This window comes from Psychrobacter aquimaris (assembly GCF_016107525.1).
Classification (GTDB): domain Bacteria; phylum Pseudomonadota; class Gammaproteobacteria; order Pseudomonadales; family Moraxellaceae; genus Psychrobacter; species Psychrobacter aquimaris.
Genome location: NZ_JABASR010000001.1, coordinates 377,164 through 402,719, shown reverse-complemented (window position 1 = coordinate 402,719; position 25,556 = coordinate 377,164). Strand labels below are relative to the sequence as shown.

The following is a 25,556-nucleotide window of genomic DNA, read 5'->3' as shown; positions in this document are numbered from 1 at the left end:
ATCAAACGGAGTATTACCCATGCCTAGTACAGATAAAAACGTTGCTCAAACCGTCGCTGAATTGGCTCGTCAAAATGACATGCAGCTAAAAAATAACAAGGCCTCATCTTTGGTGACTGTGCCAGAAGGTTATCGATTAGAAGACACTGAGAAGCATCAAGAGAACCGCAACCGCTTCCGTGGCCGCTTCAATACCAAATCAAGCGCTGCTTTTGCAGAGTACGTCGCTGATCGCAATACCGCAGATAAATGCTTTATCGATAATACCAATCAAGACTTCTTAATTTGTCAGGCTATCTTTAACTTAGGCGACGAAGAAGTCGCTGGTCACGCTGACGACACTGCCTTGCTAAAGCTACCAATCACTGATGAATTTAAAGCGCTAAGCAATCTTGGTCGTACCAGCCAGCGCAACATTGTAGATTTTATTCAAGACTACGCACATTGTCTGACTTTTAGTGATAGCGATGAAGACAGTGACGAGCTTAGTGACATGAGTTTTAGTCACGCACTAAAAGCTTTTCGTAGTGTGACAGTTAAGTCCGCAGGTGAGATGACTAGCAACGTCGGTGATCTAAGCTCCACCAAGTCTGCAATGGAAAGAATTGAAGCAGATTCATCTATTCGATTGCCACGTTTCATTCACATGGAAACATCGTTATACGAAGATCTACCAAAAGTTAAGGTGACAGCGCGTGTTGCAGTCATTGCTGACAGTGACAATTTGGGTTTTAGTCTCCGCATTATTGGCCAGACCAAGCAGCTTAATGACGCGGCTGATCGCTTTGTTGAAATGGTGAAGGCGTTATTGCCTAGTGATCTGCCTATCTACGTTGGTACCTTCACAGCTTAACGCCAATCAACCATCAATCGTTTAGGTAACTTGTATCAGCTAGTTGGTGAGGTGATGGCTCAAAAAAAGCGTGTCTGAGATCAGGCGCTCCAAGGCGACGACGCAGGGATAGTCTGCAAGAACGACTATCGACCTAAACCCCTATTTTATCTACTACGGAAGAATGATTATGAGAGATATCAGCGATGACCAATTGGCGCAATGCTCGAATTTTAATCACTTAATACTCTTCAATAAACCACCTTTTAAAAGAGGCAGCAAGTTGCTTCATATCCCAACCACTAATTATAAGTACGATCTGTACTTTCATGTCTATGACGACGCCACTGTCAGGGTTTCTTTATGGCGCTATTTTAGTAGTAGTTGGTATAGCGAAGAGCAAGAGCACTACTTGATATCAAAAAATGATTATCTTAAAAACATACATATAGTCGATAACGCCTTGTCGAAGGTTAAAGTAAACCTTCTAACCAATTGCGCATGGCTTGAACAGAGCGACTTACAGGCTATCTTCAAAACATTGAAAAAAGTTAGTCAAAACGATGTGTCAGATAATCAAATGGATATGTTCGCATAGGAGCTAATTATGGCAAAGACTAAAAACCGCGACAAGCGCAAGAAGGTGGCGCAAAAGAAAGTTAATCAAGCCAGCGCTGGCAAGCCTGAAATGTACGAAGGCTTTATGCGCGTTCCCCTCAACAACTCATTCACCAGTGATGAAGTTAGGATTCACACTGAGTACGAAGGTGATTGGGTGAGCCGCAAGATGCGCAAAAAGATCATGAATGAGCCGCGCATATTCGTTGTGACAGCGCATGTCTTTATGAATGACGGTAAACGATATTGTGCGACTATCGAATATCAAAGCTATGGTGGTCGTGAAACGATACCGGATGCCGCAAACATGGCATGTGACGCAGCACGCAATGGTAGTGGCCTTATGAATCTAAAAGAGTCCTACGTCATTATTCGAGCGCAAAAGGATATGACTAAGTTTCCAAAGGAGATTGATGTGGAAGCACTCAAGGCGAAGCAGAAAAAGAAAGTGCCAATCATGGGGTTGGTTAAGCCATTTGATTATGACTACTTATGGGAAGAGATGGTATGAGCGACCTCAAAGGAATGTCAGACTTTGCCAACGATCTAATGGAAGAGCGCCAGCAGTCATTCCTAAAGAAAAAACCTATTGTTGGCCAGCGAATGTTCCTAACAGAGCGCCAAAGAAACGCGCCGCCTATCACTAGAATTGTGACTGTTGAAAGGGTTGGTAATAGGTACTTTTTGCTGAAGGAGTTTGCCCGTAGAAGATTTTATATTGACTCAAAGCGTGAGGCAGACACCTTTAATTCCCACTTAACCTTATACGCCAGTATTGATTGTTACGAGTATGAAGAAGATAAACTAAAACTCACGTATGAAATAAAGAGCGCTATTAACCAGATTAGCCCTAACCCATTACGGTTGCTGACAATGGTAGAGCTTGGGGTTATCGCTAATCTTGTACTGAAGAATAATAAGGATGATAAAAAATGAACACGCCAGCAATGATTATAGATTTTGAAGCAACCGACGTGAGCAAAGAAGCGGAAGCGACACAGCTTGGGTATTACCACGTCAAGTTTATCGATGGCGTTATATCAACGGATGATTATTACCACTACGGCGAGACAAATATCAGCAGCCCTACTATTGATTGTAGACCTGATCGCGTTATTAGCTACGGTGCTATGGCGGTCAGTCACATCACTCCTGAAGATGTTGACGGTTATCCAAGTCACAAAGAAGTGGTGCTGCAGCACCTACCTGAAGGTGAGGCTTACATCATTGGACATAACGTAGATTTCGACATCCAAGTCGCTGCTAACGCTGGTGTCGATGTTAGTCAGTATAAGGCTATCTGTACTCAAGCGCTGGCACGTGAGTTGATACCTTGCCTAGACAGTCACTCTTTAGGTGCTTGCCTTTATTACATAGACCAAAAAGCAGCTAAGCGATATTGCCGCCATGCTCACAATGCTGGATGGGATGTCACCTTTACTTTGTGGTTGTTAGATTATCTATGCAAGGTCGGGAGCATAACTAATATGCAAGATTTGCATAATGCTAGTGAGCAAGCGCGTATTCCTAAGATTATGCCAATAGGTAATGATCATAGAGGCAAGCTAATTGCTGACATGGCAAAAGACCCTAAAGATCGCGGCTTCTTGCAGTGGGTAGTCAGAACAATAAAAGATAAGCCTTATTTAGTTGAGGCTTGTCGTCAAGCGCTAATCACTAGTATCAACCCTAATGTGTCAGGTATGGAGCGATAATCATGATTAATACAAAAGAACGTCCAATAGCTTTAACGGCGCAAGAAGTCAACGCAGTGCTGGCAGGTGATAAGACGCAGTATAGGGTGCCTTTGTCTTCACAGCCTTACATTAACTCACAAGGTTACTGGGAGTGGGAAGATAACGATGTACGTGTATCCGTCCACTCTAAATCAGACAAACCTTTCTTTGATGCGATGCAGCGGAGGGCTGTAGGTAGTAAGGTTGCACCATTCAAGGTTGGCGATAGGATTTGGGTGCAAGAAAAACACAGACCTATTAGCTGGGCTTTTGAAGATGGCGAGGTAAAGATTGAGTATAAAGACGGCTACTCTGCTTCTTACAACTATTTAACCGAAGAGGAGATGGAGACAAATCCCAATGACGATTATCCGCTTGAGGTAGCACAGGAATTGATAGATCGTGGTGTACCTTGCGTACCTGGCGCTGATCGATTCGATTTTAGCAACCCTCAAGACCTACCGTATTGGCGTAACGCTAGCGCAATGCCACGTTGGGCAAGTCGTTTGCTTTTAGAAGCAACTAATATTCGCATTGAGCGTGTGCAAAATACATCACATGCTGATGCAGTAGCAGAAGGTGTTCATCATTTTGATATTGGTGCGCGTCTACGTGACCAACCCCTATCAGTTGCCCAAATTGTATTCTCTCGTCACTGGGATGATAAACATCAAGACGACGATGTTGTTTGGGAGTATAACCCTTGGGTTTGGGTTATTGAGTTTAAAGTGGTTGAGCCAAGCGCAGTCAGTTACAAGCATGAGGCTGCGGGTAGAAATTACCAGCAGGAACTAATTACCCTACGGCAAAAGGTTCAGAACTTGGCTAGCGAAAATATCAAGTTGCGAGCTGCTATTGGTAATGCGCGTGAATGTTTAGATGAGGTGTCCAATGCGAACTAAAGAAGATATTAAAAAAGAGCTGTCCGAGGCTTTTAAAGGCAAAGAGATTGCTGTCTCTCAGGGTGAGGAGCCTTGGTTATTTACCGCTGCCGTGGCTGATATGATTTATTGTGAAGATAAATATTTCAGTGGTTGGGCGCAGATAATGGCGAAAGTTGATATTGACTTAAATGAACGTAGTCGCTTGTCATGGCACAAGCTTCAATTGGAAGTAGACTTGCGTGAAAACATGTACGAGCGACTTGGATTAAAGGAGAGTAACAATGGCTAAAAAGCTATGGAAGGACGTCACTGAAGACGAAAAAATGAAGATGAAGCAGTTTGTTATTAACAATCCACCGAACACACCGCTGACCCCTGAGTATGCAGCGAGCTATCTTGGTGTATCAACAGCAACCTTGCAAAAGATGCGCTGTGAAGATACCAATGGCATAGCATTTTTTAAACCACGCCCACGTTGCGTAGTGTATTATAAGCGCGATCTTGATGACTACCTTACCGACGAGCCAGCCTACCACTGCACGGCACAATACGCTTGATAGGTATTGGTTTGAGAATCTTTCTTAGAGTGCCGTTACCGTTTTCCTGCCTTGGATCGCGCTCAAGGCAGGGGCTGGTATACTGTCAAAACCTCGTACATGCCAGCAAGTATACTATTGATATACTTTTTAATTATCGTTACATAATTCTTATTACATTCTAATATTGTATAACTTCTCTCAAGCCCCTGATAAATATAGCTTTGTATTGTTTGATACGCTTTAATACCTTTTAATATTGTCATGTATTTCTACCGAATATAAGACTCATAATCCTTTGGTCGTAGGTTCAAGTCCTACTGGGCCCACCAAATTTAAATCCTTACAAGCCAATGCTTGTAAGGATTTTTTATTGTCTAAAATTTAATGGAAAACAATCATTGAGCTATGCTGAAGAAACGGTAAAAGCAAACTTGGTAAACTAATGGATTTAATAGAAGTAAAAAAGGTTGCCAACACTATATATAATATAGCATTAACAACCTTTTTTCATTTAGTATTTTACTTAGATTATATGCTTAATATTAGAATGTACTATATCTAATCTATAAAACTAGAAAGAAGTACGGCGATAATTACGATATTCAGGTAACCAAAAATTCGCTTTTAATCGGCGTTGTAAATTCTCTACCGTGATAGGTAGTGCCAGCTTATCTTGAACTGCTTGCAATGCCACTGCATAAGCTATTTTTTCACTAATCTCTCTGATAACTTTAATAGGCGGTAGTATGGCACCTGGTGCTTTTTCGTATTCCATTGATATATCTGCAAGGGCTTGGCTTGCCGCCATTAGCATATTATCGCTGATACCCGTCGCCCGTGCTGCTAAAACACCCAGACCGATACCGGGAAATATGTAGCTGTTATTACACTGAGAAACTTCAAAAGACTGACCGTTAAAAGTGGTATGGGGAAAAGGACTACCCGTTGCAATAATTGCCTTACCCTTACTCCAATTAGTCACTTCTTGCGGCGTTGCTTCCACACGAGAAGTTGGATTTGAAAGCGGTAGTACAATTGGGTTTTCAGTATTAACACATAATAATTCGATCACCTCTTGGGTGAACAGACCTTTTTGTCCACTGACGCCGAATAATACGGTGATTTCTGCTTGTTTGACCACTTGCGCTAAACCCAGCTTTTGACTTTTGTCCCAGTGCTCAATAGCAGATTGCTTTTGCACTAACGGTTCTTGGAATTTTTGTAGCTCTGTCATGCTATCAGTAAGCAGGCCATAACGGTCAACCATAAATACTTGACTGCGAGCCTGCTCTTCAGTCAACCCTTCACGCTGCATTTGACGAATGATATGCTCAGCAATACCACATCCTGCCGATCCTGCCCCTAAAAATGCTATTTTTTGCTGACTTAGTTTCTGACCTTTATTTAGGCACGCTGCAATCAAAGCACCGACCGAAACCGCAGCAGTCCCTTGAATATCATCATTGAAGCAGCATAACTGGTCACGATATCTGTTCAATAAAGGGGTGGCGTTTTCCTGTGCAAAATCTTCAAATTGTAATAACACCTCTGGCCAACGACGCTTAACGGCTTGAATAAATAAATCGACAAACTCATTATATTCATCACCAGAGATGCGTGGATTTCTCCAACCCATGTACATAGGATCGTCAAGTAGCTGTTGGTTATTGGTGCCGACATCCAGCAAAATAGGTAGACAATAAGCTGGGCTGATACCACCACAAGCCGTGTATAAAGCTAATTTACCAATGGGAATACCCATACCACCAATACCTTGGTCTCCTAGGCCCAATATACGTTCGCCGTCAGTGACAACGATTACTTTGACGTTTTGTTTGGTGGCATTCTGCAGCATATCATCGATTTGATGGCGCTCAGGATATGAGATAAACAAACCCCGTTTACGGCGATAAATTTGCGAGAATTTTTCACACGCTTGACCAACTGTTGGGGTATAAATAAGCGGCATGACTTCCTCAATATGCTGCTCAATTAGATGGTGAAATAAGGTTTCATTGGTATCTTGTATATTACGCAAGTAAATATGCTTATCCATATCATTAGTGAATGAGCGCAGTTGATGATAAGCACGTAATGATTGCTCCTCAATCGTCTCAATATTATGAGGTAATAGCCCGGTTAAATTAAAGCTATCACGTTCTTCTGATGAAAAAGCACTGCCTTTATTTAGTAAAGAGGTCTCTAGTAGAGCTGGTCCAGCAATGGGAATATATAAAGGACGTTTGTTTGACATAATGGAATCTTCTTATTAAGGACGTATGAGTGGAAACTATGCTAGTGCTGCATTATACATAGCATCAGCCCATATTTAACAATAGATAACAAATCATTTTGAGTAAGCATGGTTCTAAACTTGATGACACTGATACATTTACCTATAAATAATATCATTTTCTATGGAGATGCCTAAAAGGAATCAAATGCCAAGTTGATCTTAGTCAAGCACATGAAAACTCTGTATCTATCCCAACAGAGCCTAGGAAATGGTGTAGTGTATGCATGAACAGATAGGATGCTAGTACATATTGAATACAGAATAAAGCCTACTTGCTCGATTGCTACTTAGAACCAAAGCTTTATCGATTATTGCTATTTATTTTGATACTCTAAATTTATTGATAGGTATATCTACTTGTTGATAGATGTATTTAGCTTTTACCCTAAATTTTTATAAAAAGGGTTTTTTATTATCCATACAATATTTTTAATTATTCAACGTATCACTCTCAATACGACCATCAACCAAATTAATCGTTCGATCGCAGGATGCTGATAAACGTGGATCATGAGTGACCAGCAATACTGCGCAATCACGTTCCTGATTGACCTTGCGGAACAGCTCAAACACCTCGGCAGCTGTAACGGTATCAAGATTACCCGTAGGTTCATCAGCCAATAACAATGCCGGCTCAGTTATCAAGGCTCGTGCAATCGCCACACGCTGTTGCTGACCGCCTGATAGCTCGTTAGGCTTACTACCAGCGAATCGCTCTAGACCAACAGCTGCCAATAGCTCTCGCGCTTTTTGAATAGCAACCTTATTCGGACGACCCTGTGTCAACGTTAGAGGCATTAAGATATTGTCTAATGCGCTAAAAGCTTGAATCAGATGATGGAACTGAAAGACAAAGCCAATACTACTGCCACGTAACGCGGTGCGACCGGCATCACTCATAGCACTGGTTGCTTGACCCAAAAGATATAACTCACCGCTGGTTGGCTGATCCAGTAAACCTAGTATATTTAGTAGAGTGCTTTTACCCGAACCTGAAGGACCAATCAGTGCTGCAAAGTCATTAGTACTAATAGTTAAGTCAATACCGTGAAGCACTTCAATCTCATTAGGTTGACCGATGTTATAAGACTTTTTTAGTGCCTCTAAACGCAAGACTTCGTGAGATTCACTAGGCATAAGGGTTGACGTCTTATCAAAAGGACTAGCAGAATGATTATTAAAAGTGGCACTGGAATCATGATTAGACATAACGAATAGCCACCACTGGATCGAGTGCTGCTGCTCGCCGCGCTGGGATAGCTGCTGCTATAACACCTGTTAGCGTTGCTAGCGACATAGTCACTAAGATTAAGTTTATCGATATTGGAATCGTAAATATATTGGGTCCAAAAGTATTAAAAGACCAGACCAATACATAACTGACACCACTACCAACCATGGAGCCTAGCAAGCCAAATATGGCTCCTTGAATCAAGAATATTCGTAGAATTTGCTGACGGGTTGCGCCCATTGCTCGTAGAATACCGATCTCTCGCGTACGCTGTACCACGCTAACTGATAAGACACTGGCAATGCCAAAAGCCACCGAAATTGCCACAAAAACCACAATCATATTGCTAGATAAACTTTGAGCAGTGAGACCATTTAGCAGTTGGGCGTTGGTTTCAATCCAGCTTTCTGCTTGCAACGAGGTTAAGCGCCCGACTTGGGCAGCGATTTCTTCCGCCTCAAAGATATCTTCAACCGTCAAATCAATGACTGTGATACCGCCCGGTAGGTTGAGTAATGACTGCGCTTGTTTTAAGTCTAGATAAACGTAGCGCGCATCAAGCTCTCGTACGCCGAGCTCAAATATACCAGCGACATTGACGACAGCGCTGTTACTACTAAGGTTGCTACTCAGATTGTTGCTGCTATTATCACTACTGTCTTGACCCGTGTCCAAACGTAACTTACTGCCGACTTCTACTCCCAAATCTTTAGCCAGCTCACTACCAATCAACACATTATCTGCGCCCACTCGCAGCTCACCACTGATTAAGTATTCATCAAGTGGGATAATGTTCTGATAGCGCACCAAATCAGTACCCACTAATATCACCGACTCTAGTGCCTCACCACGCCTGACAAAACCTGGACCAGATACGTTTGGTGATACTGCGGTCAATAAGGGTAATTGATCTAAAGTGTCAGTGATTTGCTGCCAATTATTGATTGAACGCAAGCGTTGCGGACGCTTGTCTTCTTGTATCAGTTGCAGGGTATCAGCAGCAGGCGGTGCTATTAGGTTGACTTCGTCTGGCGGTAATAAGCGAATATGTGCCTGACTGCCGAGGGTACTATCGATAAGATTAGTCTGTAACCCTTGAATCAATGCCGTTATGAATATAATAACGGCAACACCTATCGCCACTCCCAGAGTAATCATCAGCGACTGTATGCGTCCCTCGCGTAAAAAACTGATGGCAATAGTAGCGTTAATCCAAAGTTTACCGAAAAAAGCCGTCAATTGACTGTCTCCGCTGCTTGGCTCTTATCAGGTGCCGTCGTCATCTTGTTAGCCTCAGTATCGGCAAAAGGTGCGGCTTGCAGCGTAGTTCTAACTCTTTCGCCATCAGCCAACGAGGCTGTCGCATCAACCAATATCTCATCACCTTCACTCAGTCCCGAAAGTACCTCTGATGCTGCCAACCCGCGCAACCCCAATCTTACTCGCTGGCGCTGGACTTTATCATCACGCAATAGTAAGACTTCGGCGTTGTCTTCTTTAACATTGGCCAGTGCATCATTAGGAATGACTAAGGCTTTTGCGCGTTGATCCGTTTCGATATTCACTGATACTGTCATATCTTGACGCAAAAAATCAGGTACAGGATCGACGGATAATCTCACCTCTACCGTACCGCGTTGCGGATCTATGCTTGGTGCAATAAAACTAATACGTACTGGGAACGGTTTATCCGGATAGGCATCGGCAATAGCGACAGCTGGTTGCTGCAAAGCCAGTCGAGATAAATTACGTTCATCAAGCGGTACTCTTATTTCAGTCTTACCATCGAGGGCAATAGTAAACAAGCTCTGACCTGGCTGCACCAAATCACCTATCTCAACATTACGTGTCAGGATAGTACCTGATACTTTGCTACGTACTTGCGCTTTGTTGAGCTGAGCCTGCAATGCTGCAATACGAGCACGTAATAAATCTTCTTCAACACCACCAGATGAGAGTGCATTTGCTCTCAGGCGTGCATTTTCAAGGTTATTGCGGGCTTGGGCTTGGGCTTGAATCGCCTGCTCCAGTTCTTCATCAGAAATGGCCGAGATGGCCGCCAATTCACGCCTACGCTCGACATTACGGTCAGCTTGCGCCAACGCTACTTCGGCATTGGTCAAATCCACCACTGCTTGTGGACGAGTGCTACTAATCAATTCAGCCAACTCGGCTTCTGCTTGACGCACTTGGGCTGCAACGTCATCGGAGCTCAATACCAACAATAAATCTCCTGCAGCGACTTGTTCGCCTTCTTGCACCAGCCGCTCTAATACGATACCTGATATCTCACTACCAATGTCAGTATTTGATACGGCGACGACCCGTCCAGTCGCTACTACCGTCTGCACCAAAGGCATCGAAGATATTCTATAGCTTGGTAATAGTGGTCCTTGCCACCAGCGAAAGGCAAAAAATCCCGCAACAATGATGAGCAGTAGTGCGCTAACGATAAGTTTATAAGGAATAGCGCGCAATGAGTTTCTCCAGTTCAGAACAAATACCTAGTGGTTTACAGTTTCTACTAAATCCGATCGTTATGCGAGTTTACTTCAAATATTTTACTAAAATAATAGTGGTTGGTGGATTTTTTTGGGAAAATGAGCAAATGATTTACATTAATTAACCAGATAATAAAGTGACTTTCTGACTAAAATAGAGGGTATCAACTCATAATTTTTTAGATTTAAAATTATTTTTTAACTGAAAATCATCCTATTTGTATGGTTATATTAGGAGCATTTGCTTCATTACAATAATTAAGATGTGAAAAAACCCTTCATGCTATTATTTATATAGCATGAAGGGTTTTTTATTACCGAATAAATCAGTGCGATATAAACAGAGTAAAACGCTCATGTTGTCCAACCCAAGCGATATGACCATCATTCATGACCTCGTTGATAGGCTGACCGTAAATCGTAATGTGACCATCCGTTTTAAGCGCAGTTTCTGTGTGTTGACCCAAAACTGTATGCAGCAACGTGCTTTTACCCGCGCCATTTGGTCCGATAAAGGCGACCAGCTTTTGGCTTGGCACGGTTAGCTTGTCTATTCTTAACAATGCTTTATGACCGTGCGAGATATGAATATCTTGCATCGACAGTAACTCACCTGCATCACTACTTATACGACTGTCTCGATTCGCTAGCGATGTCTTTGATGTAGCCGTAAAAAATGAATGAAACATAAATACCCTCTCCGATTAACGGCGGCTACTACGCACGAACAGCCAAATAAAGAATGGACCGCTAAGCAACGCTAAAACGATGCCAACCGGTACATCCATATGCATCGTTTAAGAGTCACGATTGCTGATCTTTACAAGAAAAATATCAATCATCGTAAGACACCAGCCCGTTTATGATTGTAAATAAATTAACCTATGGTATATTATCGTAATAAAAACCTAGGTGACATTAATAATCATTAGCATTTGAATTTGAATTTTTTTATGCATAGCAATTATTACATTTCTATCTCGCCCTTAATCAGTAGCCAATCATTCATTGATTAAAAATTTCTGCTTAACGATTATTTGAATTTTGGCTTGGATGACATTTTATGGCTCAATCACCTGCTCAGTACGATTTCGATAAAACACCGCTAGACATGGCTGACAAAGACCAGTTTATGAGTCATGTCAATGAAGAGCATCAAGATGAACTCGCTATGTTTATCAATGCCTTCACTACCACGACAGTGAGTGAGCACGAGATCGCCTCGATAAAAGAGCTGTATACTGATGGAATATTGATGGATGTCACAGCCACCAACCATGACAACGACACCTTAACAAACAGCACCATGCTTAGAAGTCAATATTTTATCGATTTTACGGCTCCTATTAGTGAATCTATGACGCTACAAGAGCAATATATAACGCTATTGCAAACATCTGCCAATAAGCTTGGCAAGCGCACTATCAAGCTTAAAGAACAGCGTTTTACGGTCATTGATGGCTATTACGCCAGCCCCAATATGTATCGACTGGTGGTAACCGCACCCGATAGTACGCCACTCACTCATCCTGGCTACGCGTATTTGTTTGAGCTGGATTCGGATGGTCTATCTGCTACAAAAAATCATTCAAAAGATAGCGACAAACCTTTACAGCGCTACTATACCTTGCGAAAAGCATGGCGAGATTCGAGCAGCTCGTCCGTCCAAGCATGGATAGACGTTTACATTCATGGCGACACGGCGGGAGGCATTTGGGCGCGTGCACTTGACTGTGGCAGTCAAATCAAAACGGTACGTGAATATCCAGAGAAAATAGAACATCTCAGCACTGGTCAGTGCTTACTCATCTGTGATGAAACCTCTTTGCCTACGGTAGCCAATCTATTGGAAAGCTGGCAGAATCCTTTACCGCCTCTTGTCATTGCCATCACTAATGATCCAGATGATATCCGTTATTTACATACGCTAACACTCAGTAATCAACTGCGCCACGATGCGCATTTTTTGCAAGATAGTTTGTGCCATCTGATTAACACCCCAACGACTGATGTTACTGAGCAAATAATGGCATTATTAAACACACAACTCGCGAGACTGCCTCTCAAGATTGGCAAAGTATGGGGTGCTCTGGAAGCAGCGGATATCAAATCATTACGACAGCAACTAAAGGCAAACCTTGGGTTATCACGTCAGGATATGGTCATTAAAGTCTATTGGCGTGCGCAATAATCATTATTTTTTATAGACAGCACCTTTTTATAAATAGCCTTTTTTTAAAACAGTAGGCATTTAATCATCAATAGAAAGTATTTAGCCATCTACCAAACACTTGTGATGGCTCATAGATTGAGCTATTCATAATCGTTGGTGCTGCCACAGCTGACTGACCAACTTTAGACGACTTATGGTGCTGTCTATCAAAAACGTACACTTAATACGATAAAATATATTGAGATTTAATCCAGTAATATATTGTAATGAAAATGATTATCATTATAATGAGCATTTAATCTATGTGCTGGAAATATTCATGCAACTGTCTCGCTTATACTCTGCGTTATTTCGCCCTAATCCTTTAAGTATATCTCGTCATCCGTTTTTACTAAAATCACTGTGCTCATCTTGTTTGTCCACATCGGTAATATTACTGGGTGCAAGCCAAGCCGTATGGGCACAAACAGATTCAAGTATCGATGCTCAATCCGGTGCCCCAAGTGTGGTCCTCGATGAAATTGTCGTGACCAGTAGCGCCGATGCTTCAGCAGACGGGCTGCCAACCGCTTATGAAGGTGGTCAAGTTGCAACTGGTAGCCGCGTGGGAATCTTGGGCAATCAAGACATTATGGATACGCCGTTCTCGACCACATCATATACCAATGAATACATCGCCAATCAGCAGGCACAAAGTGTGGGCGACCTGCTCAAAAAAGACCCGACTGTCCGTGTCGCGAGAGGTTATGGTAACTTTCAAGAAGCGTACTTTATGCGCGGCTTTGTCACGACCTCCGATGACACGATGTACAATGGTCTGTACGGTATATTACCAAGGCAGTATATCGCGACTGAACTGTTCGAGCGCGTTGAAGTTCAGCGCGGTGCTTCGACCATGCTAAATGGTGCTGCGCCCAGTGGCGGTAACGCTGGCGGTACGATTAATCTATTACCAAAACGTGCTGGCAACGAACCGCTACGTGAGCTGACCTTGGGTTATGGTCAAGACGATCAAGGCAAAGTGGCAGTAGATGTTAGTGATCGCTTCGGTACAGATGATGCCTTTGGCGTTCGTTTTAACGCTGCTTATCAAGATGGCGACAGTGCAATCGATGACGAATCTTCAACATTGGGTCTGGTAGCGTTGGGATTAGATTATAGAGGCGATCAGTATCGACTATCAGCTGATTTGGGCTGGCAAGACAACAAACTCAAAGAAACTCGTCCTAGTGTCACACTTGCTGGTGTTTCTAGAGTACCAAAAGCACCAGACGGCTCAAAGAATTGGGCACAGCCTTGGACGTACTCAAACGAAGAGGACGTATTCGGTACCATTAGAGGCGAATATGACTTAAATGACAGTATCACGGCTTATGGTGCTTATGGCGTCAGAAGTGGTGACGAAGAAAACTCGTTGGCCAATTTGACCGTTAACAACGTTGATGGTACAGGCACGACTTATCGCTTTGACAATACTAGAAAAGATCTGGTACAAAGTGCCGAACTTGGTCTGCGTGGCCAATGGCAAACGGGTAAGATTGATCATGACTGGGTAATAGCCACGAGCCTTTACGATCAAGAAGAAAAAGGCGCTTATGGTTTTGATTTTAATAATCAGTTTGCTACCAATTTGTATAACCCTACTAAGTATCGTGATAACAGCTGGTCAGATGCGGCAGTCTTTGGCGGCAATTTAGATAATCCAAAACTAACAGGTGAGACGCAGCTACAAAGCGTTGCGCTAGCGGATACTTTTTCTTTGTTCGATGACAAACTAAAAACCACCGTAGGGGTGCGTCATCAAAACATACAAACGACCAGCTATGACTATAACACTCAGGCTGAAAATGGTAGTTATGACGAAAGCAAATGGACACCAAGCATTGGGATTGTTTACCAACCGAGTCTAGATTGGTCTGTTTATGGTAATTATATCGAAAGCCTAGCTAAAGGAGACACCGCGCCTTTGGTACAGGGTGAAACAATTGTCACCAATGGTGGTCAAGATTTGGCTCCCTACGTCAGCAAACAAACGGAAGTCGGCGTAAAGTATGATAATGGTACGATTGGCAGTAGCTTAGCAATATTCCGTACAGATGAGCCACGTGCCTATGTTGATAATACCGATACCTTTGTAGCAGCTGGTGAAAACCGTCATCAAGGCGCTGAGCTGTCCGTATTCGGTAGCCCAAGTGAAAACATGCGCCTGATCGCTGGTGTCAGTTATTTAAATGCAAAACAGGACAACACCGGCGATGTGACGTTAGACGGCAATCGAGTCATTGGTGTACCCAAACTGCAAAGTAATGTGAATTTAGAATATGATCTGGCAGCAGTCGAAGGATTAACATTGACGGGCGATATTATTCATACAGGTGCGCGTTATGCCGATGCCGCTAACACCTTAAAGGTTGATGGTTATACCACGCTAGACCTTGGCGCTCGCTATAAAACGATGCTGGCAGGACAAAATGTCACATTGAAAGGCATGGTAACAAACGTGACTGGTGAAGATTACTGGCAGTCAGTGGGTGGTCTTCCAACCTACGGTTATTTGAATGCCGGCGACCCTACTGCCCTAAAAGTATCAGCGACTTTCGACTTTTAAGACCTGCGGATTAAACTACGTTTATAAGACTTGATAAAAGGGATTAGGCATAACCTACTCCCTTTTATGCCATCAAAAATACGCAAAAAACCATTCTATTATTGAGCCATTATGTCCTCTCACGCCACCGTTTCTTTATATCATATGATTTGGGCACACTATCGTCTGCCTTTTCTTAAAGTCATTTTACTTAATTTGGTGAATGCCGCGGTCAGTGTGGGCATCATCGCTTATATCAATCATACCTTTATCAGCCAACCTGTATTCAATACCTTATCGTGGTTGAGCTTAGGGCAGTTTGCTATGCTCGTGCTGCTATTGTTGGTGACCACCTTTGTGTCGCAATATGCACTCACACGCTTGGGGCATCAGTTTGTCTACGAGCTCAGAAACAAGCTGGTCAAACAAATCATTGACACGGCCGTCCCTCAAATAGATCATTTGGGTAGTGCGCGGTTACTCGCCAGTCTATCCTCAGACATCCAGTCCATTACCGTCGCCTTTGTGCGTATGCCAGAACTGGTGCAAGGCGTTATTTTGTCTGTTGGTGTCGCTATGTATTTGGGCTGGCTATCGCTGCCATTATTACTGATTGTCATGTTTTGGATTGCAATGACGATTTGGATCAGCACCATTTTAGTCAAGCATGTGTATCATCACCTAAGAGCCATCAGAGAAATTGACGATGCACTGTATCAAGATTATCAATCAATCATAGATGGTCGCAAAGAGCTGGCGTTGAACCATCACCGCGCCGAACAGATATACACGCATGATTTTTTAGATCATGCAAAATCGTACAAAGAGCGCGTGATTAAATCGGATACTTATCATTTATCAGCCGTGAACTGGTCTAACATTATGATGTTCGCCGCGATTGGTGTGGTATTCGCCGTGTCAAATTATCTCGGCATATCTATGGGCATCGCCACCACTTTTTCTTTAACGATTCTATTTATGCAGTCACCGCTGCTCCATGCCGTCGGTGCCTATCCAACATTGCAAACGGCTCAAGTCGCCCTAGACAAAATACAATCGTTAGAATTGGCTGATTATCAACCAGCATTTAGAACTGGCAACACCAGCCAACACTGGCAAACCATCTCGCTGACTGATGTTAACTATCGCTATAATGTTTCCAATAACAGTGGTGACAACAATGCCAATGATGTCGATGATGTCGATGCTCAGACATTAACAGCCAAAGACAGCGGCCGCTCTAGTGATATTTTAAAAAACGTCAATTTAACGCTACAACGAGGCGATGTGGTGTTTTTGATCGGGGCCAATGGTAGCGGCAAGTCTACGCTGGCCAAGATTATCACAGGCATTTTCACGCCTACCACGGGTACAGTAAATATCAACAAACAACCCGTTGATTCACAGAATAATGCTGATTATAGACAACTGTATTCTGCTATTTTTAGCGATCAGCATATTTTTAAGCAATTGATTGGCAAACAAGGACAGCAGCCGGACGAATCACTGGTAAATGCGTGGCTGCATAAATTGAACTTGCAAGATAAAATAAGTGTGGCTGACAACCAGCTGTCTACCGATAAGCTATCGCAAGGGCAACGCAAACGCTTGGCTATGCTTATCGCGGTCGCTGAACAAAAAGATATCTTGCTACTCGATGAATGGGCTGCCGATCAAGACCCTGCTTTTCGCCGAGTGTTCTATCAGACATTGATACCTGAACTAAAAGCATTGGGTAAAACGCTCTTTATTATCAGTCATGATGATGGTTACTTTGAACATGCTGATCGGTTATTACTAATGAAAGAAGGTCGCCTCATTGAGCTTAATGCTGAAGAACGACAGCGTGCCAGTGCCGATGCAATCTCAATGTTGAAGTAGTACCAGTTCCAAAAACAAAGCAACAATGATAACAAAAAAGGGGCATCTGTTAGACAGACACCCCTTTTTATACTCAAAAACAAAATACTTATTCAATGTACTCTTTTATTTTAATAATTTCTGTAAAAAACCAACCCGTGAAATCACTAAAAAGTCCAATAGCGCAATAACCACAATCGCAATGATGGCGGTTGGGAATATGATAGCCACTGCCAACAAAGGAATAGCGAGCGGCCACCAAACTGTAAAACGCTGCCCACGAGCTGGCGGATTGAGTCCATAATTTTCCTCACTGGCATGACGCGGACGACGCTGCCACCACATGACATAGCCACTCACACACATGGCAATCACCGATAGACAAAACAGTACATTGGCCAGTAAGCTCCACCAGCCGAGCGTGCCCATGTGCAGCGCGAGACCTGCCGCCATAAATTTACCAAAAGCATTGTAATCATCAAAACGTATATCCGCCAAGATATTGCCCGAATAGCGGTCGATATGTACCGTGCGATCAGCTGTTGGGCTATTCATATCATAACTCATGGAGTCTTGGCTAATCGTCCAGACGCCAGTACTTCCTTGAGGTAGATTTAATTGATAACGCCCGTTAAAACCAATTTCACGAGCAAATCGATCTACCGTATCGATCATAATGGGTATATTAGGCGCAATACCATTTTTCCCCATAGTCGTTCCAGATACAGGCATCGGTGTCAATTCGAGCACCCAAGGCACTTCTTTGGCTTTGCCTGAATTTAGGACACTGCCATGCGTAGGTACGACAGCGGGCGTCGACCCATGAACGTGCGGCGCGGCGTCGACGTTATCCATATCCATACCAGCATGGTGCTGACTGTGGTCAATAGACATGGGAACTGGTGCCACGCCCCACTTCCCTGCAGGAAACTGACTCCATGCTTGCACGACTCTCTCGCCCCATACACCTGCCCATGCCATTCCTGATATACAAAAAAACAGCAGCAACACAGATATCCAACTGCCCAAGGTCGCATGAATGGTACGGATAAATGAGCGTTTTTTCTTATTGCTCACCATATCGTTAGGGATAAGCATGGCTTTGATTGATCTGCATTTTTGCCACCATAGATACCAGCCAGACAAGATCAGCAAAATGGTTAATGAGGCAGCGGTTTCTAGAAGATAATCACCAAATTTACCTAATAGCAAATCACTATGGATACTGTCAAAGGTATAGTACAAATTGCTATTCGCAGGACTACTATCAACGATATCGGCTGTGTAAGGGTTCACTGCCACCATATTGTCATGATCTGCTGACTTGATCTGGAATAAGGCAACCGTATCCGTATCGCGTGGTGCAATATATTTTATCAGTGTACTGTCAGGTAGCGTACTTAGCGCATTCTTTGCTTGCGTCGCGATAGGAGCCTGAACCGTCGATTCTGGAATAGCGACAGTTAAACGGTCATTATCACGGCCTGCGGTGTTGGACATAAACAGCATACCGAGTGCGGTACACGCTAGGATAACTAAAAAAGGCGCGACAAACATCCCTGCATAAAAATGCCAGCGCCATACCGTAAAATAGCGTTGGTTGTTAGTAGATTGACGTATGGGTTCGTTCATAAATATGACCTTTAACAACTCTGATTGCTCGATAAACAACATGGATCTATCAATAGCGGTACTTAACAATACTCACTTGTTTACTTACGCTCAGATATACGCGTGCATCATACGAGAAAAGTCATTTAAACACCATCGGTTATGACAATAACTATCATTTAATATAGCTTCATTAGTCTTAAGATATTGTTTTTATAAATATTAATTATCCCAACCGTCTGCTATCTCCAACCGTTCAATGCAGCACTCCCTAAGCAGCAGTCTCTCTAAAAGTGCTTTATTTGTAAAATTTAAATGATAATAATAATCATTAATGATATTATTACTTCTATTTTACTTTCGGCATTTAGTCATCATTTATAAGAAAATGTGATTCTGAACGAGATGAGAGCATCAAATCAGTTTGCTCGCCTTGTTAACAAACCGTTAGATGATAATAGACAATACTTTGAGCACTATCGTTAAATGCTACAAAAGAAGGAACGTATTAACATGGCAAAACCTACCCCTAGATTACTTGATGTTATTGACAGAAAATACCTCACCCCCAACATGTGCCGCGTCACGCTTGGCGGGGCTGAACTGATTGATTTTCCAGCAGATCAAGAAAGCGCCTATATCAAACTGATGTTCCCTCAAGGCCAAGGCGAAGATGCTAGACCTCTAGTACGCACCTATACCGTCAGCATTCAGCGTGATGATGAGATAGATGTTGATTTTGCTTTGCACGAGACAGAAGGTCCTGCCTCAACATGGGCACGTAATGCCCAAGTGGGTGATCAAGTATTAGTAGGCGGCCCTGGACCAAAGAAGCTCATCAACAATGAGGCGGACTGGTTTTTATTGGTCGGTGATATGACCGCGCTGCCAGCGATTACCGTCAATCTTGCCCAACTGCCTGATGATGCCCGCGGCTATGCGGTCATTGAGGTGACCACTGAAGCAGATAAGCAACCTCTCAAAAAGCCAGACAACGTTGACATTCATTGGGTGATAAATGCACATCCAAATGCAGAAAGCAGCCCGTTACTAGAATGTGTTAAAGCGCTTAATTGGCTAGCAGGACAACCTGCGGTCTGGGCGGCTTGCGAGTTCCATAGTATGCGAGCATTACGTCAGTACTTCAAAGTTGAGCGCGCAGTACCAAAAACGCATTTATACATATCCAGTTATTGGAAATTCGATAGCACAGAAGATCAGCATAAAATTGTAAAACAAGAGGATGCACAAAGTATAGAATGATCAGCAATGACGGTTTATGTTTTTGAACTGTTTTAAACGCTATCTGAGTAATGATTGATAAATTTTGCATTATTAATCATTACTCCAATGCTTATCTACCTTTATTGGCTAAATAACAGCATAGTGAAATTGTAAAATCTGAGCAGCTGACTGCTTATAATCAGTTATTGCTAAGTTCCTTACAACCCTATCACTTGCATTAGATGTCCTGTTTTGAGATACACCGTTGCCCCTTCTGACCCTGCCTGTATTTGCGCATGCTCACCTGCTGGCAGACGTATCCAGCCACCGCGCTGATAAACGTTACCCTCATCTATATCTATCAACTCGCCTACTAAGACCAGTATTTCTGCACCGCCATAGACTGCCTCATTAAACAGTAACTCGCCTGCCTTGATACGTTGCAAACTCACCTGTTCATTATCACCTGAGAATAGAGGACAAACATCACGGCTGCCCTGCTTTTGCCAATGAGCCTTATCTTTAGTATCGATAGCCACATAACGAGATTCATCAAATGGCATTTGACGTAGCTTGACGAAAATTACTGCTCCTTCATCACTATAAGGCTTGTGTCCTGAGGTCGGTGGATTACGCAAATACCAACCTGCTGGATAATGTTTGTCATCTGCAGAAAAAGTACCCGACAATACTAAAATCTCTTCACCACCTGGATGTAGGTGATGCGGAAAATAAGAATTGGGCGCATAGCGTACAAGGCTAGTGGCACGTGCTTTTTCTGCACCCACACGGTCAAGCATCACGCGCTCTACCCCATTTTGTGGTGACTTAATCCACTGGTATTGTTCAGATGTAAGGGCAGCGCGGTGAGTAAAGTCTGCGTTAATAAGCATAAAACCATGTCCAGAAACAGTATGATGAGATGACCCTTTAGCAAACGTCAGTGATGATCATTGAACGTTATCGACAGCTGAAGGCGCAATGATTGCACCTCGCTATTATAAACCTTACTAGGTTTTCAACGTACTAAAATCACAGGAGATAGCGTACTAGCGATAATTTCTGTCGTGGTACTACCAAGAAATAATTGTTGCAATTTCGAGTGCCCGTAAGCACCCACTACCATCATATCAATGTTGTTTTCTACCTGAAATCTTAACAAGCCGTCAACGGCATCGGAGGCAGATAAATGATGTGCCGCTACGCTAAAACCTGCGTCCTCCAATTGTGCAGCTGCGGCGCTTAAGCTTTGTTTTGACGCGTCGTTATGATTGCCTATCATGACAATATGACCTTGCAATCCTTTTAATACAGGACTTCTTGCAACCATCCATGCTGCTTTAATAGCGGTTTTGCTACCATCAAAAGCTATCATATATGAGCTGGGTTCTTTGAACGTCTCTGAGCAAATCAATATAGGAACGTCAGATGCGCGGGCAACGGTTTCGATTTGGCTACCGATATTAATACGGCTGCTTTTGTGATCTTCACCTCGGCGTCCCATGACGATGGCACGATTTTCTGCTTTAAAATGTTCAATGGCAGGTAACAGCTTGCCGCGACGTTGGTAGATACGAATATCGACCTGAGTAAAGTTACCTTGGATATGGCTTTTTGCGTCTTGTACCAAAGCATTGCTATAATTGTTCACCACCTTCGCTCTTTGCTCGTCTAACTGCGTCAACTCTTCCAATAAAAACTGGCGGCTATTGACTCCTATTGCACCTGACAAATCGCGTCTGGTCGAGGCTGGAACCTCACTCACATGCAACAACGCTACGGGTAAATTTAACTTACTGGCATACCATGCTGCATAGTCACAAACCGATTCAGTCACTGCCGAGCCGTCTATACAGGCTAAAATGTGCTGTGATGTTGTCATATTTCATCCTTAAATTTAACAATTTAATCCTATACAGCTTTCTATGCCCACTCTAAGCATGGTCACCGAAAAACATGGTTACCAAAAAACATAGTGGCAAAAAAAAGCGTATCCACTGCCTTGATAATAACCAATTTAAACGGCTTCAGCCAGCGATGTGTGTCTGCTTCTAGCATAATAGTAAGTTTATTATCATCCTCATTTCTCAAGGTTTTAAAAAGCCTTTAGAAGCATCGTCTTAAAGCACTACATTCAAACATTGTTTTGATAGACTGCCTTGATACACTAAAAAAGTCTTGTCATCGTCTAACAACATGCCGTAGCAAATTTTGCTACAATGGCTTTTTAGCATTTATGATTTAAGTGTCCTTATCTAGGTGATGGAATTATGGCAAAAAACGCCCTACAGGCTCAGTTATTAAAAGCAGGATTGGTGGATAGCAAAAAAGCCAAGAAAATCAGCAAGCAGACTCAGCATGCCAAGCGTACTGGTGACTCAGAAAGCATGGAAGCAAAAAAAGCGTTGGCAGAAGCCCAAGCGAAAAAACTAGAGAAAGATCAAAAGCTCAATCAAGAAAAACAACGTGTTTTAGAAGAGAAGATGCTCAAGGCCAATATCGTACAAATGATTAAGCAGCATCAGATTGCTGATACCAATGGCGAGGTTAATTATCAATTTGTCGATAATGCTAAGGTTAAAAAAATCTCTGTCACTCAAAAACTATATGACCAAATCGTCGCCGGTCATGTGGTGATTGCACGCTTAGAAGAAGGCTATGCCCTCCTTCCTCGTCCGTTGGCAGATCGCATCGATGCGAAAATGGATGGCTTCATGGTCGTGTCTAACGATACATCAGAAGAAGTACTGGCAGAAGATGATCCTTATGCCGCCTATGTGATTCCCGATGACTTGATGTGGTAACTGTTCAATGTCTTGATGCTTATGATGTAAGCGAAAAGCCTTTCATGGACTATATCAGTCTATGAAGGGCTTTTTATTGTGTAACAAACGAGCATCTTTAAGCGAGTCTCGCTGCTTTGGTTGAAAAACGTAACAATGCTCTATAACCGTAGCATGCTTGATGCTTTTCTTAATGAGAACGTTGTATCCCTTAACTTTGGGAAAAAAAGTTTCTTTAGCATAAACATCAGTCATATTTATCGTTAGATTGAACATGCATAAATATAAATACTAGCCTACGAAACTTAAGCCCTATATTATGAAGACCCCTGATTTAGTTAGCTGTTTTATTATAAATAAATGAACAAACCATGTAAAAAACTTAACGTAATTATTATTACCACTAACTTTTCATTATCACTAACACGGTCAAGGTTCTTAATCATAAAAGAATGACGATGACTTTAGCCTTCGCTCTACTACTTAGCCGGATATTTTATGATTAAAAGAATATTGTTGATACTGTTAATATTAATATTGGCAGCAAGCTTTTTCTACTTTGACCTCAATCAATTACTAACGCTTGACGGCTTAAAAGGCTCAATGGCGCAATTTAATGACTATAAAATGCAATCACCATTATTAATTATCGGTGGATTCTTTTTACTCTATGTCGTCGTCACCTCCCTATCCTTACCGGGCGCCGCTATTTTAACATTGGCAGCTGGCGCATTATTTGGTTTATGGCAAGGCTTACTGGTTGCCTCCTTTGCCTCCAGTATTGGTGCGACACTCGCCTTTTTAACCTCACGTTATTTACTACGTGATACGATTAAGCAGCGCTTTCCTGAGCGTCTTGCGGCTATAGATGCTGGCGTTGAAAAAGAAGGCGGATTTTACTTATTCACCCTACGCTTAGTGCCGATATTTCCCTTCTTTTTAATCAACCTATTGATGGGTGTCACCGCGATTAAAGCAAGGACATTCTACTGGGTAAGCCAAATCGGTATGCTAGCGGGTACTTTTGTATTCGTTAATGCCGGTACGCAACTGGCGCAAATTGACAGTTTGTCTGGGATTTTATCGTTTAATTTGATTGTCTCATTTGCGTTGTTAGGTTTCTTCCCATTAATCGCAAAAGGCATATTAAATATGCTAAAAAAACGCCGCGTCTATAAACACTATACCAAGCCTAAAAAATTCGATCGTAATATGATTGTGATTGGCGCTGGTGCTGGCGGACTAGTCACCAGCTACATCGCGGCGACCGTCCGAGCAAAAGTAACCTTAATCGAAGCAGGTGAGATGGGCGGTGACTGCTTAAACTATGGCTGTGTACCCAGTAAAGCCCTCATTAAAAGCGCAAAAGTGGCAGAACAAATGCGCCATGCTGAGCGTTACGGCTTGGAAAATACCCCACCAGAGTTTTCATTTAAAAACGTCATGACCCGCATCCATAAAATCATCGCTGACATCGCCCCAAATGACAGCGTCGAGCGTTATACGGACTTGGGTGTCGAAGTGCTAAAAGGCTATGCCAAATTCATCGACCCGTGGACAGTAGAGATTGCGCTAAACGATGGCGGCACGCAAACACTCACCGCACGTTCCATTGTTATCGCTACTGGCGCGCGCCCATTTATCCCAGATTTGCCGGGTTTGGAAGAAACGGGTTATGTGACCAGCGATACTATATGGAAGAAATTTACCGAATTAGAAGCAGCACCGAAACAACTGGTCGTCCTTGGCGGCGGACCAATCGGCTCTGAGCTAGCGCAAGCCTTTGCACGCTTAGGCTCCAATGTGACCCAAATCGAAAGAGGCGCGCGTCTCATGAAAAAAGAAGACGTGGAAGTCTCAGAGTTTGCGCAGAAAGTGCTCGTGGAGAGTGGTGTGAATATCTTAACCTCGCATCAAGCGATGCGCTGTGAAACTCGCAATGGTAAAAAGTTCATTATCGTTGAGCCGCAAGGCGATAATATAGATAAGCAAGAAATCGCGATTGAATATGATGAGTTGCTTTGTGCCGTTGGACGTAGTGCCCGCTTAGAAGGTTATGGTCTTGAAGATTTGGGCATCGAAACGAAACGTACCATTACTACCGATGATTATCTAGAAACCCTCTACCCCAATATATACGCTGCTGGTGATGTCGTTGGCCCTTATCAATTTACCCATGTGGCCTCCCATCAGGCATGGTACGCCGCCGTAAACGGTTTGTTTGGACATTTAAAGAAGTTTAAAGTCGATTACCGCGTCATTCCGTGGACGACTTTTATAGACCCAGAAGTCGCACGCGTTGGCTTAAATGAGCAGGAAGCTATTGAAAAAGGTATCGACTTTGAGATTACCCGCTACGACTTTAAAGATTTGGATCGCGCGGTGACGGAAAGTGCCAATCATGGTTTTATCAAAGTCATTACCCCTAAAGGCAAAGATAAAATACTTGGCGTGACCATCGTCGCTGAACATGCTGGGGACTTAATGCCAGAATTCATACTGGCGATGAAGCACGGTTTAGGGCTGAATAAAATACTCGGCACTATCCATATGTATCCAACGTGGGCAGAGGCTAATAAGTACGCTGCTGGTGAATGGAAACGCAATCATGCGCCTGAAACGCTATTAAACTGGCTTGAGAAATACCATACATGGCGTCGAGGTTAGGTGAATTTTTATCA

General features: G+C 42.9%; 22 protein-coding genes. 14 read left to right on the top strand and 8 right to left on the bottom strand.

Annotated elements, in window-relative coordinates; translation table 11 throughout:
- Nucleotides 1–19: 19 nt before the first annotated feature.
- From JFC10_RS01765 to JFC10_RS01730, 8 genes are all read left to right on the top strand, one after another.
- Nucleotides 20–853 (top strand): DUF2303 family protein, encoded by an 834-nt coding sequence (locus JFC10_RS01765; RefSeq protein ID WP_198331380.1) that lies wholly within the window; start codon nucleotides 20–22, stop codon nucleotides 851–853.
- Nucleotides 854–1,022: 169 nt separating this feature from the next.
- A complete protein-coding gene (locus tag JFC10_RS01760; protein WP_198331379.1) occupies nucleotides 1,023–1,430 on the top strand; it encodes a hypothetical protein in 408 nt (135 codons plus the stop codon).
- A 9-nt stretch (nucleotides 1,431–1,439) separates the two neighbouring features.
- Entirely contained in the window at nucleotides 1,440–1,961 is a 522-nt protein-coding gene (locus JFC10_RS01755; RefSeq protein WP_198331378.1) for a hypothetical protein, read from the top strand.
- Nucleotides 1,958–2,386, top strand: coding sequence for a beta barrel domain-containing protein (locus JFC10_RS01750; protein ID WP_198331377.1), 429 nt, complete (start codon nucleotides 1,958–1,960; stop codon nucleotides 2,384–2,386). Before JFC10_RS01755 ends, JFC10_RS01750 begins: the two co-directional genes overlap by 4 nt.
- Nucleotides 2,383–3,165, top strand: a complete 783-nt coding sequence (locus tag JFC10_RS01745; protein WP_198331376.1) for a 3'-5' exonuclease — start codon at nucleotides 2,383–2,385, stop codon at nucleotides 3,163–3,165. The genes JFC10_RS01750 and JFC10_RS01745 overlap by 4 nt, the downstream gene beginning before the upstream one ends.
- Before the next feature lie 2 nt (nucleotides 3,166–3,167).
- Complete coding sequence (locus JFC10_RS01740) at nucleotides 3,168–4,088, top strand: hypothetical protein (RefSeq protein WP_198331375.1); 921 nt, start codon at nucleotides 3,168–3,170, stop codon at nucleotides 4,086–4,088.
- Nucleotides 4,078–4,359, top strand: coding sequence for a hypothetical protein (locus tag JFC10_RS01735; RefSeq protein WP_198331374.1), 282 nt, complete (start codon nucleotides 4,078–4,080; stop codon nucleotides 4,357–4,359). The genes JFC10_RS01740 and JFC10_RS01735 overlap by 11 nt, the downstream gene beginning before the upstream one ends.
- A complete protein-coding gene (locus JFC10_RS01730; RefSeq protein WP_198331373.1) occupies nucleotides 4,352–4,627 on the top strand; it encodes a helix-turn-helix domain-containing protein in 276 nt (91 codons plus the stop codon). The genes JFC10_RS01735 and JFC10_RS01730 overlap by 8 nt, the downstream gene beginning before the upstream one ends.
- Nucleotides 4,628–5,180: 553 nt before the next feature.
- Here JFC10_RS01730 and JFC10_RS01725 read toward each other — a convergent pair.
- The 5 genes from JFC10_RS01725 to JFC10_RS01705 all read right to left on the bottom strand — a co-directional run bounded on the left by JFC10_RS01725 (nucleotide 5,181) and on the right by JFC10_RS01705 (nucleotide 11,326).
- Nucleotides 5,181–6,863, bottom strand: coding sequence for an NAD-dependent malic enzyme (locus JFC10_RS01725; RefSeq protein ID WP_198331372.1), 1,683 nt, complete (start codon nucleotides 6,861–6,863; stop codon nucleotides 5,181–5,183).
- Between the two features lie 471 nt (nucleotides 6,864–7,334).
- Nucleotides 7,335–8,042, bottom strand: coding sequence for an ABC transporter ATP-binding protein (locus tag JFC10_RS01720; protein ID WP_193013523.1), 708 nt, complete (start codon nucleotides 8,040–8,042; stop codon nucleotides 7,335–7,337).
- A 64-nt stretch (nucleotides 8,043–8,106) separates the two neighbouring features.
- Nucleotides 8,107–9,294 carry an ABC transporter permease gene (locus JFC10_RS01715; RefSeq protein ID WP_406947323.1) on the bottom strand — a complete coding sequence of 396 codons (1,188 nt, stop codon included), beginning with the start codon at nucleotides 9,292–9,294 and terminating at the stop codon, nucleotides 8,107–8,109.
- Nucleotides 9,295–9,371: 77 nt separating this feature from the next.
- A complete protein-coding gene (locus tag JFC10_RS01710) occupies nucleotides 9,372–10,613 on the bottom strand; it encodes an efflux RND transporter periplasmic adaptor subunit (protein ID WP_198331370.1) in 1,242 nt (413 codons plus the stop codon).
- 350 nt (nucleotides 10,614–10,963) lie between these two features.
- On the bottom strand, nucleotides 10,964–11,326 hold the full coding sequence (locus JFC10_RS01705; RefSeq protein ID WP_227685861.1) for an ATP-binding cassette domain-containing protein: 363 nt from the start codon (nucleotides 11,324–11,326) through the stop codon (nucleotides 10,964–10,966).
- Nucleotides 11,327–11,700: 374 nt separating this feature from the next.
- On the opposite strand from JFC10_RS01705, the gene JFC10_RS01700 reads away from it, so the two are divergent.
- The 3 genes from JFC10_RS01700 to JFC10_RS01690 all read left to right on the top strand — a co-directional run bounded on the left by JFC10_RS01700 (nucleotide 11,701) and on the right by JFC10_RS01690 (nucleotide 17,278).
- Entirely contained in the window at nucleotides 11,701–12,828 is a 1,128-nt protein-coding gene (locus JFC10_RS01700) for a siderophore-interacting protein (protein WP_198331369.1), read from the top strand.
- Between the two features lie 301 nt (nucleotides 12,829–13,129).
- Nucleotides 13,130–15,418, top strand: coding sequence for a TonB-dependent receptor (locus tag JFC10_RS01695; protein ID WP_198331368.1), 2,289 nt, complete (start codon nucleotides 13,130–13,132; stop codon nucleotides 15,416–15,418).
- 111 nt (nucleotides 15,419–15,529) lie between these two features.
- Nucleotides 15,530–17,278, top strand: coding sequence for a multidrug ABC transporter permease/ATP-binding protein (locus tag JFC10_RS01690; protein ID WP_198331367.1), 1,749 nt, complete (start codon nucleotides 15,530–15,532; stop codon nucleotides 17,276–17,278).
- A 105-nt stretch (nucleotides 17,279–17,383) separates the two neighbouring features.
- Here the strand turns inward: JFC10_RS01690 and JFC10_RS01685 are convergent, their stop codons facing one another.
- Complete coding sequence (locus JFC10_RS01685; RefSeq protein WP_198331366.1) at nucleotides 17,384–18,889, bottom strand: PepSY-associated TM helix domain-containing protein; 1,506 nt, start codon at nucleotides 18,887–18,889, stop codon at nucleotides 17,384–17,386.
- A gap of 492 nt (nucleotides 18,890–19,381) precedes the next feature.
- Here JFC10_RS01685 and JFC10_RS01680 point away from each other — a divergent pair, with 492 nt between their 5' ends.
- The gene (locus JFC10_RS01680) at nucleotides 19,382–20,131 is read left to right on the top strand and encodes a siderophore-interacting protein (RefSeq protein ID WP_198331365.1); all 750 of its coding nucleotides are present in this window, start codon (nucleotides 19,382–19,384) and stop codon (nucleotides 20,129–20,131) included.
- Nucleotides 20,132–20,310: 179 nt separating this feature from the next.
- Here the strand turns inward: JFC10_RS01680 and JFC10_RS01675 are convergent, their stop codons facing one another.
- Both JFC10_RS01675 and JFC10_RS01670 read right to left on the bottom strand, forming a co-directional pair.
- On the bottom strand, nucleotides 20,311–20,985 hold the full coding sequence (locus tag JFC10_RS01675) for a cupin domain-containing protein (RefSeq protein ID WP_198331364.1): 675 nt from the start codon (nucleotides 20,983–20,985) through the stop codon (nucleotides 20,311–20,313).
- 125 nt (nucleotides 20,986–21,110) lie between these two features.
- Nucleotides 21,111–21,974, bottom strand: a complete 864-nt coding sequence (locus tag JFC10_RS01670) for a universal stress protein (protein WP_198331363.1) — start codon at nucleotides 21,972–21,974, stop codon at nucleotides 21,111–21,113.
- 388 nt (nucleotides 21,975–22,362) lie between these two features.
- Between JFC10_RS01670 and JFC10_RS01665 the strand changes: the two genes are divergently transcribed.
- Both JFC10_RS01665 and JFC10_RS01660 read left to right on the top strand, forming a co-directional pair.
- A complete protein-coding gene (locus tag JFC10_RS01665) occupies nucleotides 22,363–22,896 on the top strand; it encodes a DUF2058 domain-containing protein (RefSeq protein WP_198331362.1) in 534 nt (177 codons plus the stop codon).
- Between the two features lie 477 nt (nucleotides 22,897–23,373).
- Nucleotides 23,374–25,542, top strand: coding sequence for an FAD-dependent oxidoreductase (locus tag JFC10_RS01660; protein WP_198331361.1), 2,169 nt, complete (start codon nucleotides 23,374–23,376; stop codon nucleotides 25,540–25,542).
- The last annotated feature ends 14 nt before the right edge of the window (nucleotides 25,543–25,556 follow it).